The 14583-nt window shown below is 43.7% G+C and carries 14 protein-coding genes; 8 read left to right on the top strand and 6 right to left on the bottom strand.

The annotated features are described in order from the left end of the window. Positions 1–30 precede the first annotated feature (30 nt). From gyrB to dnaA, 6 genes are all read right to left on the bottom strand, one after another. Positions 31–1959 carry a DNA topoisomerase (ATP-hydrolyzing) subunit B gene (gene gyrB / locus AE2B122_RS10720; RefSeq protein ID WP_095220706.1) on the bottom strand — a complete coding sequence of 643 codons (1929 nt, stop codon included), beginning with the start codon at positions 1957–1959 and terminating at the stop codon, positions 31–33. A gap of 19 nt (positions 1960–1978) precedes the next feature. Next, a complete protein-coding gene (remB, locus tag AE2B122_RS10715) occupies positions 1979–2224 on the bottom strand; it encodes an extracellular matrix regulator RemB (RefSeq protein WP_095220705.1) in 246 nt (81 codons plus the stop codon). Continuing rightward, positions 2224–3348 carry a DNA replication/repair protein RecF gene (gene recF, locus AE2B122_RS10710; RefSeq protein WP_095220704.1) on the bottom strand — a complete coding sequence of 375 codons (1125 nt, stop codon included), beginning with the start codon at positions 3346–3348 and terminating at the stop codon, positions 2224–2226. The genes remB and recF overlap by 1 nt, the downstream gene beginning before the upstream one ends. 34 nt (positions 3349–3382) lie before the next feature. Beyond that, positions 3383–3604 (bottom strand): S4 domain-containing protein YaaA, encoded by a 222-nt coding sequence (gene yaaA / locus AE2B122_RS10705; RefSeq protein WP_095220703.1) that lies wholly within the window; start codon positions 3602–3604, stop codon positions 3383–3385. 159 nt (positions 3605–3763) lie between these two features. Continuing rightward, positions 3764–4906, bottom strand: a complete 1143-nt coding sequence (gene dnaN / locus AE2B122_RS10700) for a DNA polymerase III subunit beta (protein WP_095220702.1) — start codon at positions 4904–4906, stop codon at positions 3764–3766. Between the two features lie 188 nt (positions 4907–5094). After that, positions 5095–6444 (bottom strand): chromosomal replication initiator protein DnaA, encoded by a 1350-nt coding sequence (gene dnaA, locus AE2B122_RS10695; RefSeq protein WP_095220701.1) that lies wholly within the window; start codon positions 6442–6444, stop codon positions 5095–5097. A gap of 607 nt (positions 6445–7051) precedes the next feature. On the opposite strand from dnaA, the gene rpmH reads away from it, so the two are divergent. From rpmH to noc, 8 genes are all read left to right on the top strand, one after another. After that, on the top strand, positions 7052–7186 hold the full coding sequence (gene rpmH / locus AE2B122_RS10690; protein WP_038562594.1) for a 50S ribosomal protein L34: 135 nt from the start codon (positions 7052–7054) through the stop codon (positions 7184–7186). Between the two features lie 187 nt (positions 7187–7373). Next, positions 7374–7745 carry a ribonuclease P protein component gene (gene rnpA, locus AE2B122_RS10685; protein ID WP_095220700.1) on the top strand — a complete coding sequence of 124 codons (372 nt, stop codon included), beginning with the start codon at positions 7374–7376 and terminating at the stop codon, positions 7743–7745. 37 nt (positions 7746–7782) lie between these two features. Next, the gene (gene spoIIIJ, locus AE2B122_RS10680) at positions 7783–8559 is read left to right on the top strand and encodes a YidC family membrane integrase SpoIIIJ (RefSeq protein WP_095220699.1); all 777 of its coding nucleotides are present in this window, start codon (positions 7783–7785) and stop codon (positions 8557–8559) included. Next, complete coding sequence (jag, locus tag AE2B122_RS10675; RefSeq protein WP_175074056.1) at positions 8559–9197, top strand: RNA-binding cell elongation regulator Jag/EloR; 639 nt, start codon at positions 8559–8561, stop codon at positions 9195–9197. Before spoIIIJ ends, jag begins: the two co-directional genes overlap by 1 nt. Positions 9198–9386: 189 nt before the next feature. Next, positions 9387–10763: a tRNA uridine-5-carboxymethylaminomethyl(34) synthesis GTPase MnmE gene (mnmE, locus tag AE2B122_RS10670; protein ID WP_175074055.1), complete on the top strand. Its 1377-nt coding sequence runs from the start codon at positions 9387–9389 to the stop codon at positions 10761–10763. 18 nt (positions 10764–10781) lie between these two features. Beyond that, entirely contained in the window at positions 10782–12668 is a 1887-nt protein-coding gene (gene mnmG / locus AE2B122_RS10665) for a tRNA uridine-5-carboxymethylaminomethyl(34) synthesis enzyme MnmG (RefSeq protein WP_095220696.1), read from the top strand. 21 nt (positions 12669–12689) lie between these two features. After that, positions 12690–13406, top strand: a complete 717-nt coding sequence (rsmG, locus tag AE2B122_RS10660) for a 16S rRNA (guanine(527)-N(7))-methyltransferase RsmG (RefSeq protein WP_095220695.1) — start codon at positions 12690–12692, stop codon at positions 13404–13406. A 218-nt stretch (positions 13407–13624) separates the two neighbouring features. Further along, the gene (gene noc, locus AE2B122_RS10655; protein WP_095220694.1) at positions 13625–14476 is read left to right on the top strand and encodes a nucleoid occlusion protein; all 852 of its coding nucleotides are present in this window, start codon (positions 13625–13627) and stop codon (positions 14474–14476) included. Positions 14477–14583 lie beyond the last annotated feature (107 nt).

Here is a 14583-nt window from a genome sequence, read left to right as displayed (position 1 = left end):
GTCAAATTGCCGGAACCAAAATTGTATTGGTTAGATATCTAGATTCTGTACATTCTCCGCGTTATCTTGAATGAAATTCCGTCTCGGCTCAACTTTGTCGCCCATCAGGATATCAAAAATCTGGTCCGCATCGATTGCATCTGCCAAGCTGACTTGAAGCAGTGTACGGTTCTCCGGATCCATTGTCGTTTCCCATAGCTGAGCTGCATTCATCTCTCCAAGACCTTTATAACGCTGCAGACCAGGTTTTGGTACTTTAGGAATCTCACTCATTACACGCTCAAGTTCTCGATCATTATAAGCGTAGTAAGCTGCTTTCCCTTGCTGTACTTTGTAGAGCGGTGGCTGAGCGATATAAACATAGCCATGCTCGATCAATGGTCGCATGTAACGATAGAAGAACGTAAGCAGCAATGTCCGGATATGAGCACCGTCGACATCTGCATCGGTCATGATGACCAGTTTATGATAGCGTGCTTTGGAAATATCAAAGTCTTCACCAATACCTGTACCAAGCGCTGTAATCATGGCACGAATTTCATTATTAGCTAGAATTTTATCCAATCTCGCTTTTTCAACATTGATGATTTTTCCGCGCAAAGGCAAGATAGCTTGGAAGTGTCGATCGCGTCCTTGTTTTGCAGAACCGCCGGCAGAGTCTCCCTCTACGACGTACAATTCACTGATTGAAGCATCCTTGGAAGAACAGTCAGCCAGTTTACCTGGTAAGCTGCTTACTTCCAGTGCACCCTTACGGCGGGTTAGTTCACGTGCACGTTTGGCTGCAATACGAGCACGGGATGCCATCAATCCTTTTTCAACAACGATTCGTGCTGTATCAGGGTTCTCAAACAAGAATTTGGAAAACAGCTCTGTGAATGCTGCATCAGTAACTTGACGTGCTTCACTGTTGCCAAGCTTCGTCTTTGTTTGCCCTTCGAACTGCGGGTCTGGATGCTTGATAGAAATGATTGCAGTCAATCCTTCGCGTACATCATCACCAGACAGATTCGGATCTGCCTCTTTGAACATATTGTTTTTACGGGCATAGTCATTAATAACACGCGTCAGACCGGATTTGAATCCAGCTTCATGCGTCCCGCCTTCATACGTGTGGATATTATTCGCAAAAGAGTAGATACTGCTTGTGTAGCCGTCATTGTATTGCAACGCGACTTCCACAGTGATTTCGGAATCCGTATTCTCCGCATAGAACGGCTCGTGCAGTACTTCTTTAGAGCGATTAAGATGCTCTACATAAGAACGGATACCGCCTTCGTAATGGAATGTGATACGCTCTGGATTTTCTTCGCGTTTATCCTCCAGGCTGATTGCGAGTCCTTTATTCAGGAAAGCAAGCTCACGAATACGGATAAGCAAAGTCTCTTTGTTATATTCAGTCGTTTCCGTAAAGATCTCTGGATCTGGCTTGAAATGTGTAATTGTACCTGTTCTGTCAGATTCACCTGTGACTTGCAGATCCCCAGCAGGTATTCCTCGCTGGAAGGTCTGTTCATGGATCTTACCATCACGATGCACTTTAACATTAAGCTCTGTGGACAAGGCATTTACTACTGACGCACCCACCCCGTGCAGACCGCCGGATACTTTATAGCCTCCGCCACCGAATTTACCGCCAGCATGAAGTACTGTCATGATAACTTCCACCGCTGGACGGCCAGTCTTTTCATGTGTACCTACCGGAATTCCGCGTCCATTATCTTCAACGGTGATGCTGTTATCTTCTTCGATGATTACTTGGATATGGTCACAATAGCCAGCAAGCGCCTCATCGATACTATTATCGACTATCTCCCATACAAGATGGTGCAGACCGCGTTCACTCGTAGATCCGATGTACATTCCTGGACGTTTACGGACTGCTTCCAGTCCTTCCAGTACCTGTATCTGATCTGCATCATACAACTGTTCTTCAGGCATTTTATCTTCCATTGCCATTTAAATCACCTGCATTTCTTTAAAGGTTATCTTCTTCTATCATTCTCGGAACCGTTGAATCAGCCCGTTTCTTCAATGTCTGCACTGATAAAGGACTAGAATAAATCCGATCAGTGGTGACAATGATAGATTTAGCTGATACATGATCCGCTTCATCGTTTTCTGCCAAAGTGGGATCAACTGTTTTAGCTGCTTGACCGTATTCCAAGATGGCTACCACTTCTTCAGCTCTGACGACATTATTCCAACCGATCGAGATGAACATCAGGATCCTCCTGACTCACTGACAAGCTTCCCTGATTTTATTGTAAACAGTTCTGCCTGTTTCAGAGTTTCATGCTGGATACCTGATACATTCGTCGTCGAGACAAAGGTTTGGACTTTCCCCTGTATCGTTTCAAGCAGATGCGATTGCCTGCTGTCATCCAGCTCACTTAAGACATCATCCAGCAAAAGAATCGGATAATCTCCGACCTCGTTATAGATTAGTTCTATCTCAGCCAGCTTCAATGACAAAGCTGTCGTACGCTGCTGACCTTGTGAACCGAAAGCTTGTACATCTTTCCCATTCACATAAAAAGACAGGTCATCACGATGGGGGCCTGCTAAAGTTGTCCCTCTTTCCACTTCACGTGTCCGTAATTCAGAGAATTTCTCCTCATAAGCTACTTTCAGCGTTTCCTTATCGGATTCTTCTGATACGTGTAAGTTGGAAAGATATTCTATATCAAGTGTCTCCAGCTTCGTCGTGATGCTCTGGTGGATGGGCTGCGCCCATTTGCGGAGCAGTCTGAGGAAGAGGAAACGTTTCTCTAATATGATGGCAGCATGCTCAATCAACTGCTCCGTCAGCACATCAAGCATTGTCGGATCAGCCTGGCGCCGCTGCATAAGCTTCAGCAGATGATTCCGCTGCTTCAAAACTTTTTGGTATTGTCCAAGGTGGTAGATATAGACCGGCTGTATCTGGCCGATCTCCATATCAATAAAACGCCTGCGAATTTGCGGACTGCCTTTCACCAAGTTCAGATCCTCAGGAGCGAACATGACGACATTGAGCGCCCCGATATAATCACTTAGGCGTTTTTGTTCCAGATGATTCAGTTTTGCTTTTTTCCCTTTGGACGATAGGACGATCTCAAGCGGAAACCGCTGTTTCCGCTTGAGGATGTTCCCTTCTATTTTAGCATAATCTTGGTCCCATTGGATAAGTTCTTTATCTTTAGGAGTTCGATGCGATTTGGAGAAGGCGAGCACGTAGATGGCTTCCATCAGGTTCGTCTTGCCCTGTGCATTCTCGCCGATGATTACATTCACTTTATCGTCGAATTGAAGCTGCAGCTTATCGTAGTTCCGATAATGCGTAAGCGTTAGCTCTTGGATATGCATGCATGCTTAGGTCCTTTCTGTATCCGGCAGACTGCTATGCCTTTTTGACAATGAATACTTCAGATGTCGCCGGCAGCTCTACGCGATCCTCCGGATACAGCTTCCTGCCGCGTCTGTTTTCTTCTTCGCCATTGACCAGCACTGGATAATCAGCTAAATACAGCTTAACCATTCCGCCGCTCTCAACAGCATTCACTAGCTTCAGGAATTTCCCAAGCTGGATATATTCGGTGTTGATTTGAATTTCTTCGTTCATTTCCGCTCTCCTTACTTTATGTTGCCTTCTTATTATTTTACTAAAGTATCCACAACTTTGAAAGTTATTTTCATTATGCCCAATCCTTCTGGGCGTCATGTTATGCACAGAAAAAAAGCACCGCCGTCAGGGCAGTGCCTTTATCCACATGTGCATAACTCAGTACGTACGGACTGGTGTAATCAGCTGCAGCAAGTCCTCATCATCAGTTGGACGGATAAGGAATGGGCGCATCGCTCCCGTGAATTCAATCTTCACTTGTTCACTTTCAATGACCTTAAGTGCATCCATCATATATTTGGCACTAAAGCTGATTCGCAATTCTTCTCCTGAAATTTCCTGAACGGTTACTTCTTCTACAACACGTCCAACTTCTGGGGAATTACTGCTGATCTCAAGCTGTCCAGAATCCTGGGTTACCAGTTTAACGACATTATTTCGATTTTCTTTCGCCAGTAAAGATGCTCGGTCGATGGAGCGGAGCAGTTCCTTCGTGTCGATCTGTAATGCTGTCTTGCTTTCTGATGGAATTAAACGAGATGTATCAGGATAGTTTCCTTCGAGCAAACGGGACAAGAAGTACAGATGCTTGGTACGGAATAAAATCTGGTTATTTGTAATCCGAATTTCGACAGGATCCTGATTTTCATCAAGGATTTTGTTCAATTCCGTCAAGCTTTTACCAGGAATGACAACATTTTGGAACCCTAATGCGGCTTCATTTGTTGAAACTGGGATCTGACGGGATGCTAAACGATGACTATCTGTCGCAACAAAATGCAGCTGATCTTCCTGAACACGGACATTTACTCCAGTTAACAGAGGTCGCGTTTCTTGAGTTGATACAGCAAATACAGTTTCTTTGATGACATTTTTCAATAAGTCAGCAGGAAGTTCAAAGCTATCTTCACTATGCAGCTTCGGCAACTGTGGATATTCCTCTGCATCTTGGCCATTTAACTTAAATTCTGCACTTCCGGATCGGATTGTTACGTTCAATTGTGCATCAGATTCAATTTCTACGGCATTCATCGGTACTTTACGAACAATTTCAGGGAAATACTTTGCTTGCAGTACAATGCTGCCAGGTTCTATCTGTTCTACATAGACAATGCCGTCTTCTTCTTTTGGAATGAAGGATTCGATGGAAATATCAGAATCACTTCCTGTTAACGTAATGCCATCTTCTTTTGCTTCGATTTTCATCCCTGTAAGGATTGGAATTGCTGTTCTGGATGAGATTGCTTTCACAACATCCTGGATACTTGCTAAAAGCCGATCACGTTGTATGACAAATTTCATGATAATTGCGTTCCTCCTATGGGGGGTTCTTCTTATTAATTATTATTTATAAAAATACAGTAGTAGTAATAGGGCCTGTGAGTATGTGGATAAGTATGAAAAAGACCAGTAACACCAATAAAAATACCCTGTGGATAATATGTGAATAAAAAAAGACTTTATGCACGTTTATCAACAGGGTCCAATCGTCAGAAAGATTTGAGTCTTTCTTTTATTTCATCGATGTCGCGCTGTAAATCCTGATCTACACTTAGTAGCTTAGAGATTTTCTCATGCGCGTGGATAACGGTTGTATGGTCTCTGCCGCCGAATTCTTCTCCAATTTTCGGTAAAGAGAAATCAGTCAGTTCCCGCGATAGGAACATAGCGATTTGGCGAGGGAAAGCGATAGCCTTCGTACGTTTCTTCGCTGTGAATTCTTCCAAGCGGACATTGTAGCGCTCACCGACTTGTTCTTGGATCGCATGGATCGTGATAACCTTCGGCTTTGAGCTAGGAATGATATTTTTCAGTGCATCTGCTGCTAAGGAAGCATCAATATCCGAGTTGATAAGGGATGAATAAGCAACAACGCGTATAAGAGCACCTTCAAGCTCCCGGATATTGGTGTCTATTTGATTGGCAATGTACAGCATAACTTCATTTGGGATGTCCAGGCCCTCTGCTTTTGCTTTCTTGCGAAGGATAGCAATCCGCGTTTCCAGATCCGGAGGTGTAATATCCGTGATCAATCCCCATTCGAAACGGGACCTGAGCCGGTCCTCCAATGTCGGTATTTCTTTTGGCGGCCGGTCACTGGAAATGATAATTTGTTTATTTTCTTCATGTAACGCATTAAATGTATGGAAGAACTCTTCCTGCGTCTGTTCTTTTCCAGCCAAGAATTGAATATCATCTATAAGAAGGACGTCGATATTGCGGTATTTAGCCCGAAATTCGGCTGTCTTATTATCCCTGATGGCGTTGATGAATTCATTTGTGAACTTTTCGGAGGACAAATAAACGACTTTTGCATTCGGATTATGATCTAAGACATAATGTCCGATTCCATGCATTAAATGGGTTTTACCAAGTCCGACACCACCATAGATGAATAGCGGGTTATAGGCTTTGGCCGGTGCTTCTGCAACAGCAAGTGAAGCAGCATGTGCGAACCGGTTGCCCGAGCCGATAACGAATGTATCAAATGTGTACTTGCTATTCAGCATGCTTTTTGGTGATTCTGCCAGCGTATCCTTTACGGCAGCTTTCTTTGGCATCGGCTGGCGGATGACTTCTTCTTCCTGCTGAAATTCTGGAATGATGAATTTCGTCTGCAGCCGATTGCCAGTCACTTCATAAAGTGTATCTCCGATCAAAGAGGAGTAGCTGCTTTCCAGCCAATCTCTGGCGAATTCGTTGGGGGCTTCAATCACAAGTGTGTCTTCTTCAATGGAATAAGCTTGTGTATTTTTCAGCCAAGTATCAAAGCTCGGCTTACTGATTCGTTTCTCAATTGCTTGTAATGTTTTTCTCCATAAATCCTGAATATTCTCCAACAGGCATCCCCCTTTCTGAAAAAATGAAAGAAGCAGTCACTTTCTCAAAGAACTGCATCATGATAGGTATTAAAAGGCCTTTTCGAAACATGCGAAAAAAGGATCAAGCATGCAAAAAGACCGTGCACATATATATATGGATGTGGATAGAAAATCCGCATAATAAAGGGCAATGAAGCTACTTCTTCAGTTGTCCACGTTGCTGTTGATAACTGCATCTACAGACCTGTGAATAGATGTCCACAGCTTATCCACACTCTGTGGATAAGGGTTTTTGGTGATGATGTTATCCAATCAGTAAAACACAGATATGATACCAGAATAATCCTTGTCTTGCAATGCTTAATCGACAGTTATCCACAAATGTCGGCGAGTGTAGACAAAATATATCCACAGCATGCGTTTATGTGTGTAAGTTGTCGAAAACCTGTGTGGAAAAAGTTATGCACAGGGTTACTAGATTAACATGGGCTGTGGATAAAAGAAAGAGATGATCCAGCAAAAAATGATAGGTTGACATGTTGGCCTTTCTATACGTATAATGTTCAAGACTGTCTATGACCTTTCGCTATATTTTTGATATATCCTCAAGGGAGGTGTTTTATATATGAAACGTACATTCCAACCTAATAACCGTAAAAGAAAAAAAGTACACGGCTTCCGTCAACGTATGAGCACAAGCAACGGACGTAATGTTCTAGCTCGTCGTCGTCGTAAAGGAAGAAAAGTATTGTCTGCATAAGGCCACTTACGTATGTAGTGGTCTTTTTGACTTTATATACTTGATCAGTGTACTGACACAGCGTTCTTGCTGTGCTTTTACATGAGTGGAGAAGGAGAATAAACTACAAGCTTAAATGCCGCGTTTATTCTCCTTCTTTCAAATTTAAGACTATTTCTGCAAATAGGCATGCTTGAGGGGACCCTCTATGAAGAAAGAATATCGAATCAAAAAGAACGAGGCATTCCAGGAAGTTTTCCAAAAGGGGAACTCCTTTGCGAACCGTCAACTCGTTCTATATTATAAGAAGCAGGATACAGCTGATGCACATTTCCGTATCGGTCTTTCTGTCAGCAAGAAACTTGGAAACGCTGTTATGCGGAACAAGATAAAGCGCTATTTGAGACAAGCCTTTCATGAACTGGATGAGCAGGTTGCTCTGGGCTACGATTTTATAGTCATCGCCAGACAGCCAGCGAAGGATATGGCTTATCAGGAACTGAAAAAAAGCTTGATTCATGTGCTTTGGAAATCACATCTGCTGAAACAGCCAAACAGGAAAAATAAAGAGAAGCAATAGGGAAAGTCTTATGCAAGGAAGTTAAGGAGGAAACATGGTGCGTAAAAAAGTTTTATTAGTATTGGCACTCGTGCTGCTCGTCGCTGCCTTAGCAGGCTGTGCGCCGAACACTGATCCAATCACTTCGGAAAGTACTGGGTTCTGGAATCAGTATTTCATCTACCCGCTATCTTGGTTGATTGCTTATTTTGCTGATCTTACAGGCGAGAACTTTGGTCTTGGGATCATCATCGTAACAGTGATCATCCGTTTAGTATTGCTGCCATTGAACATCAAGCAGCTGAGAAGTTCTCGTGCAATGCAGGAAGTTCAGCCTGAACTGAAAGAACTTCAGAAGAAATACAGCTCCAAAGATGCAAACACACAACAGAAATTACAGCAGGAAACAATGCAGCTATTCCAGCGTCACGGTGTAAATCCGTTGGCAGGATGTCTGCCGATCATCGTACAGATGCCGATATTGCTTGCGTTCTATCAAGCAATCAGCCGTACAGAAGCAATCAAGGAACATAACTTCCTTTGGGTACAGCTTGGAGCCCCGGATCCATATTTCATTCTGCCAATCGTAGCAGGTCTTGCAACATTCCTGCAGCAGAAATTGATGATGGCAGGAAACACAGCTATGGCTGCAAATCCGCAAATGACGATGATGCTATACATCATGCCTGTCATGATTACTGTATTTGCACTATTCCTTCCATCAGCTTTGGCATTGTATTGGGTAGTTGGTAACATCTTCATGGTGGCACAGACATTACTTATCAATAAACCGATGATGTCGAAAAACAAAGCACAAGCAGACAGCAAGAAATAATGAAACAGCTGACTGCTCGCGGCAAAACCGTAGATGATGCGATTCAATCAGCTTTACAGCAGTTACGTATTTCTAAGGAAGAAGTCGAAGTCACTGTAATCGATGAAGGAAGCAAAGGCTTCCTCAATCTGTTCGGTGCCAAACCGGCAGTAGTAAAAGTGGTCGTGAAGACCGATAATGTACAAGCAGCAAAAGATTATTTGGAAAGTGTTGTTCGCCATCTGCACCCAGGTACAGAGGTGGAGATCACGGCCCGTAAGAAAAAGCATGTGATGTTTACACTTAGCGGAGAAAACCTCGGCATGTTGATTGGAAAAAGAGGACAAACGCTCAATGCGCTGGAACAGCTGGTCGAACAATTTCTGCATCAGCAAAAAGCATATCACTTTACCGTTACCGTCGATGCGGAAGGATATCGATCAAGAAGACGGGAAACGCTTGAAATGCTAGCTGTCCAAGCTGCCAGCAAGGCATTGGCGCTGCGAAAAGCAATTCCTCTTGATCCAATGCCGGCTAGCGAACGGAAAATCATCCATGCGGCAGCTCAAAAGCAAAAGGGTGTCGAAACCGTTTCGAAAGGTAAGGAACCGAATCGGTATATAGTCATCCAACTAGTAAAGGAAAAGTCTTGGCAATGATGCCGAGGCTTTTTTTGTTCTCTATTCACATGTGGATAACTCGATCTATCAGCTGTCACTAAAATTTCATGTGGATATCTTTCTTTTTGATAGATACCTGTGCTATTCTTATAAGTTAGTGAGTACAAACTTAATCATAGCATCATGCTGTGGATAAATAGATAAGAAAAGAGAGAAAGAGGTGAAGAAATGCAGAATGATACAATAGCCGCGATATCGACTCCTGTTGGAGAAGGAGCGATCGCCATTGTTCGACTTAGTGGGGCTGAAGCGGTGGAGATCGCTGCAAGCCTTTTTGATGGGAAAAAGCTGACTGATGTACCAAGTCATACGATTCATTATGGTAAGCTCATCGACCCGGCAACCGGAGAGGTTGCAGAGGAAGTGATGGTGTCTGTTATGAAGGCGCCGAAAACATTCACTAGAGAAGATGTTGTTGAAATTAATTGCCATGGCGGTCTTGTCTCCGTGAACCGTGTACTGGAACTAGCATTGCAGGAGGGAGCACGGCTGGCAGAGCCTGGTGAGTTCACTAAGAGGGCCTTTCTTAATGGCCGTATCGATCTTTCACAAGCAGAAGCTGTTATGGATCTGATCCGTGCGAAGACCGATCGGGCGATGAATGTTGCTCTTAATCAGATGGAGGGCAGACTATCCCGTTTGATCCAGAAGCTGCGGCAGGAATTATTGGAAACAGTAGCGCATGTTGAGGTGAACATCGATTATCCGGAGTATGATGATGTGGAAGAGATGTCCCACAATATGATGATCGAAAAAACACAATATGTGTATGAAGAAATTGAGATGCTGCTCGAAATGGCTAAGCAAGGAAAAATCCTGCGGGAAGGGTTGGCCACTGCAATTATTGGCCGTCCGAACGTCGGAAAATCTTCCTTAATGAATGCACTTGTGCATGAAAATAAAGCTATTGTTACAGAAATAGCCGGTACGACACGCGATATCATTGAAGAATACGTCAATGTACGTGGCGTACCATTGAAGCTAGTTGATACGGCCGGTATTCGTGAAACGGAAGATATCGTGGAACGAATCGGAGTGGAACGCTCCCGTCAGGTCCTGAAGCAAAGTGATCTTATTTTGCTTGTGCTGAACTATGGAGAAGCATTGTCTGATGAGGATCGTCAATTATTTGAAGCCGTTGCCGGTCTTGATGTTATTGTCATCGTCAACAAAACGGATCTCTCCCAGCAAATTGATTTGGAAGAAGTTCATAAGCTGGCAGGCGGCCGTCCGGTAATTACGACTGCACTGATTGAAGAAAAAGGAATCGACGAATTGGAGCTTGCTATCAAGGATACCTTCTTTGCAGGGGAGATTGATGGCGGTGATTTGAGCTATATTTCAAATGTACGGCATATCCAGCTTTTGAAGCAGTCATTATCGTCGCTTCGGGAAGCGATGAATGGCATCGAAATGCAGATGCCGATGGATATCGTCCAAATAGATGTGACAAGAACGTGGGAATTGCTCGGTGAAATCATCGGAGATACCGTGCATGAAAGTTTAATCGACCAACTGTTTTCACAGTTTTGCTTAGGAAAATAAAAAAAGGAGAGAATGAACATGACATACGATGCTGGGCATTATGATGTTATCGTCATAGGTGCAGGACACGCAGGCTGTGAAGCTGGTGTAGCAGCAGCGAAAATGGGTGCTAATACCTTAATGCTGTCCATGAACCTTGACATGACAGGATTCATGCCATGTAATCCATCCGTCGGCGGACCTGCAAAAGGTGTCGTTGTGCGCGAAATCGATGCACTTGGCGGCGTGATGGGAAAAGTAATTGATAAAACGTATATCCAAATGCGCATGCTTAACACAGGAAAAGGTCCTGCTGTTCGTGCATTACGAGCTCAAGCGGATAAACCGCTATATATTACAGAAATGAAGAAAACATTGGAAAGCCAAGAAAATCTGACGATGCGCCAAGCAATGGTAGACCGTTTAATCATTGAAGATGGTGTCTGCAAAGGCGTCATCACTGAAACGAAAGCTGCTTATTACGCAAAAACAGTAGTAATCACGACTGGAACATTCATGCGCGGACGCGTCATCATCGGAGATATTTCCTATGAGAGCGGTCCGAACAATCAGCGTGCATCCGTTACGTTGTCAGAGCATCTTGAAGAACTTGGTTTGGAAATGGTACGGTTCAAAACTGGCACACCGCCACGTGTTAACAGCCGTTCTATCGATTATTCCAAAACAGAAATTCAGCCAGGAGACGAAGAACCGCTTGCGTTCTCTTATGAAACAACAGAATTCATTACCGATCAAATCCCTTGCTGGCTGACTTACACAAACGAATTCACACACAATGTTATCAACGAAAACCTAGGCCTATCTGCTATGTATTCCGGCATGATCAAAGGAACAGGGCCACGCTACTGTCCGTCTATTGAGGATAAAGTTGTCCGTTTTAATGATAAACCGCGCCACCAGATCTTCTTGGAGCCGGAAGGACGCAATACAGAAGAGGTATACGTACAAGGATTGTCTACTTCCTTACCAGAATACGTCCAAAAAGAGATGCTTCAAACGATCCCTGGTTTAGAAAAAGCTGAAATTATGCGCGCCGGCTATGCAATCGAGTATGATGCAATGGTACCGACACAGCTATGGCCGACTCTGGAAACGAAAAAAATTCCTGGTCTTTACACAGCGGGCCAAATAAACGGTACATCCGGCTATGAAGAAGCATCTGGACAAGGTATTATGGCAGGTATTAATGCCGCTGCGAAAGCATTAGGCAAAGAACCAGTCATTCTGGACCGTTCTCAAGCCTACATTGGTGTTATGATTGATGACTTGGTAACAAAAGGAACAAATGAGCCTTACCGCTTGCTAACATCTCGTGCAGAATACCGTTTACTGCTTCGTCATGATAATGCGGATATGCGTCTTACTGAGATTGGACATCGAATCGGCATGATCAATGAAGAACGCTACGCGCGCTTCCTAGAGAAAAAACGCCTGATTGAAGAGGAACGGAACCGTTTGGAAGGAATCATCATTAAGACAGAGCCGCATGTACTGGAGTTGATGGAAGAAGCAGAATCCGTCATGAAGGAAGCACAGCGCGCATCTGATCTATTGAAACGTCCTGAGATTAAATACAGCTTGCTGGAGAAAATTGTTCCAGCAGACAAAGATCTGCCTGCTGATGTTAAAGAGCAAGTTGAGATCCAAACGAAGTATGAAGGCTATATTAAGAAATCCATGCAGCAAGTAGAACGTATGAAGCGTATGGAAGATAAGAAAATACCAGATATCATTAATTATGATGATGTCAGCGGGCTTGCAACAGAAGCACGTGAGAAACTGAAAAAAGTCCGCCCGCTATCTGTTGGCCAGGCTTCCCGGATTTCCGGTGTAAACCCAGCGGATGTTTCCATCCTGCTCGTATTTATCGAACAAGGTGGTCACACGAAAGCAGCGAATCAATAATCTGTCGAAAAGAGGTACAGGATGAACCAAGCAGATTTTCTACAACAATTGGATGAGCAAGGAATTACGTTATCTGATCAGCAGCAAAAGCAGCTGGAGGATTATTTCCATCTATTGGTTGAGTGGAATGAAAAGATGAATTTAACAGCAATTACGGAAAAGGGAGAAGTGTATTTAAAACACTTCTATGATTCCATTTCCGCTGCTTTCTTCTTTGATTTCAAAGGAGACGAAAGTATTTGTGATGTCGGGGCAGGAGCTGGATTTCCATCTATCCCGCTAAAAATAGTCTTTCCGGAGCTGAAAGTGACGATTGTCGACTCCTTGAAGAAGAGAATTACATTCCTCAATGAGCTTGCATCGAAGCTCGGCTTATCCAATGTCGCTTTTTATCATGATCGAGCAGAGAATTTTGGGAAAAATGATGCTTTCCGGGAGTCTTATGATTTGGTCACGGCAAGAGCAGTAGCTCGGATGTCCGTACTGTCAGAGTTGTGTCTGCCGCTTTGCCGGACAAAAGGTCATTTTATCGCTATGAAAGGACCTAATCTGGAAACAGAGCTTCGAGACGCGGAACCGGCAATTCAATTGTTGGGCGGTGAATTGGTAGAAAGCTTTACCTTCGATCTTCCAGAAGAAGGCGGAGAGCGAAATATAGCCATTATTGCCAAACGCCGAAAGACACCGAAGAAATATCCACGTAAAGCAGGGGTTCCAAACCGCGAGCCGATCGTTTAAAACAGAAGAAAATTAGTGAATGAAGTACCATACAGCTTACCATTCTCAACCAATCTATGATAAAATAGTAGATAAGGAACTGGCTCGGCTTATGTGAGCGCAGCAGCTTCTACTTTAGAACTGCTGCGCCTTTTTATACATGTTTCACGTGAAACATTTACTATTCCTTATGTACCTGCTTGCTAGATTAGGATTGTAAAAAAAGGTGGTGTCTGAGGATGTTACACCCGTTCAGCCGTATTTTTGGGCTAGGTGATAAATCGGATTCAGCAGAAACGGAAAACGATGCGCATCAGGATGAAGTATTAAACCTTCGGGTACAGGATATTGTCCCGAACCAATACCAACCAAGAACTGTTTTCCAAGAGGATAAGATCAAAGAGCTTGCACAGACAATTCGCACACATGGCATCATCCAGCCAATTGTTGTTCGGAAAAATTCTGAAGGCAGCTATGAATTGATTGCAGGAGAGCGTCGCTGGCGTGCTGTGCAGTCCTTAGAATGGGAAACAGTGCCTGCCATCATCCGTGAAATGTCGGATACAGAGACGGCCTCTGTAGCACTGATTGAAAATCTGCAGCGAGAAGAGCTGACTGTGATCGAAGAAGCACTCGCATACGAGCGTTTATTAGAGCTGCATTCTTTGACCCAGGAAGCATTGGCGCAGCGTCTCGGAAAAAGCCAATCAACTATTGCCAATAAGATGCGACTATTAAAACTGCCAGAATCTGTGCAGCAAGCATTATTGGCAAAGAAAATCACAGAGAGGCATGCTCGTGCGCTTATTGCTTTGAAAGATGCAGAGAAACAAGAATTGATTTTGCAGGAAATCATAGATAAAGAATTAAATGTAAAAGAGACAGAGGCACGCATCGCCCGTATAGTGAACGCCCAGCCGAAAAAGAAACGTCCGAAGCTGAAGGGTATTAACAAGGATATGCGCATTGCCATGAATACAATCCGCCAATCACTTTCCATGGTTTCCGATACCGGTATCAACTTGGAAACAGAGGAAGAGGATAAGGACGATTACTACCAAATTACGATTAAAATACCGAAAAAATCTTGAATAAGTGCTCTAATAGTATACCCATCTTGCAGAAAGATGGGTTTTTATATAGGAAAAGGGAGCTAACTTTTCAAAATCTTGAATTAATCCGTCGGTTTCTATGAAAA

The sequence above is a fragment of the Terribacillus sp. AE2B 122 genome, from assembly GCF_902497585.1.
GTDB classification, from domain to species: Bacteria; Bacillota; Bacilli; order Bacillales; family Amphibacillaceae; genus Terribacillus; species Terribacillus saccharophilus_A.
The sequence above is the reverse complement of the archived record's forward strand: the minus strand, read 5'-3'. Positions and strand labels throughout refer to the sequence as shown.

Coding starts and splice junctions, on each gene's coding strand:
- recF (WP_095220704.1), bottom strand. CDS start 3,348: ATGCATATCCAAGAGCTAACGCTTACGCATTATCGGAACTACGATAAG.
- jag (WP_175074056.1), top strand. CDS start 8,559: ATGAAACAGCTGACTGCTCGCGGCAAAACCGTAGATGATGCGATTCAA.
- yaaA (WP_095220703.1), bottom strand. CDS start 3,604: ATGAACGAAGAAATTCAAATCAACACCGAATATATCCAGCTTGGGAAA.
- rnpA (WP_095220700.1), top strand. CDS start 7,374: ATGAAGAAAGAATATCGAATCAAAAAGAACGAGGCATTCCAGGAAGTT.
- rpmH (WP_038562594.1), top strand. CDS start 7,052: ATGAAACGTACATTCCAACCTAATAACCGTAAAAGAAAAAAAGTACAC.
- noc (WP_095220694.1), top strand. CDS start 13,625: ATGTTACACCCGTTCAGCCGTATTTTTGGGCTAGGTGATAAATCGGAT.
- mnmG (WP_095220696.1), top strand. CDS start 10,782: ATGACATACGATGCTGGGCATTATGATGTTATCGTCATAGGTGCAGGA.
- gyrB (WP_095220706.1), bottom strand. CDS start 1,959: ATGGCAATGGAAGATAAAATGCCTGAAGAACAGTTGTATGATGCAGAT.
- mnmE (WP_175074055.1), top strand. CDS start 9,387: ATGCAGAATGATACAATAGCCGCGATATCGACTCCTGTTGGAGAAGGA.
- rsmG (WP_095220695.1), top strand. CDS start 12,690: ATGAACCAAGCAGATTTTCTACAACAATTGGATGAGCAAGGAATTACG.
- dnaN (WP_095220702.1), bottom strand. CDS start 4,906: ATGAAATTTGTCATACAACGTGATCGGCTTTTAGCAAGTATCCAGGAT.
- remB (WP_095220705.1), bottom strand. CDS start 2,224: ATGTTCATCTCGATCGGTTGGAATAATGTCGTCAGAGCTGAAGAAGTG.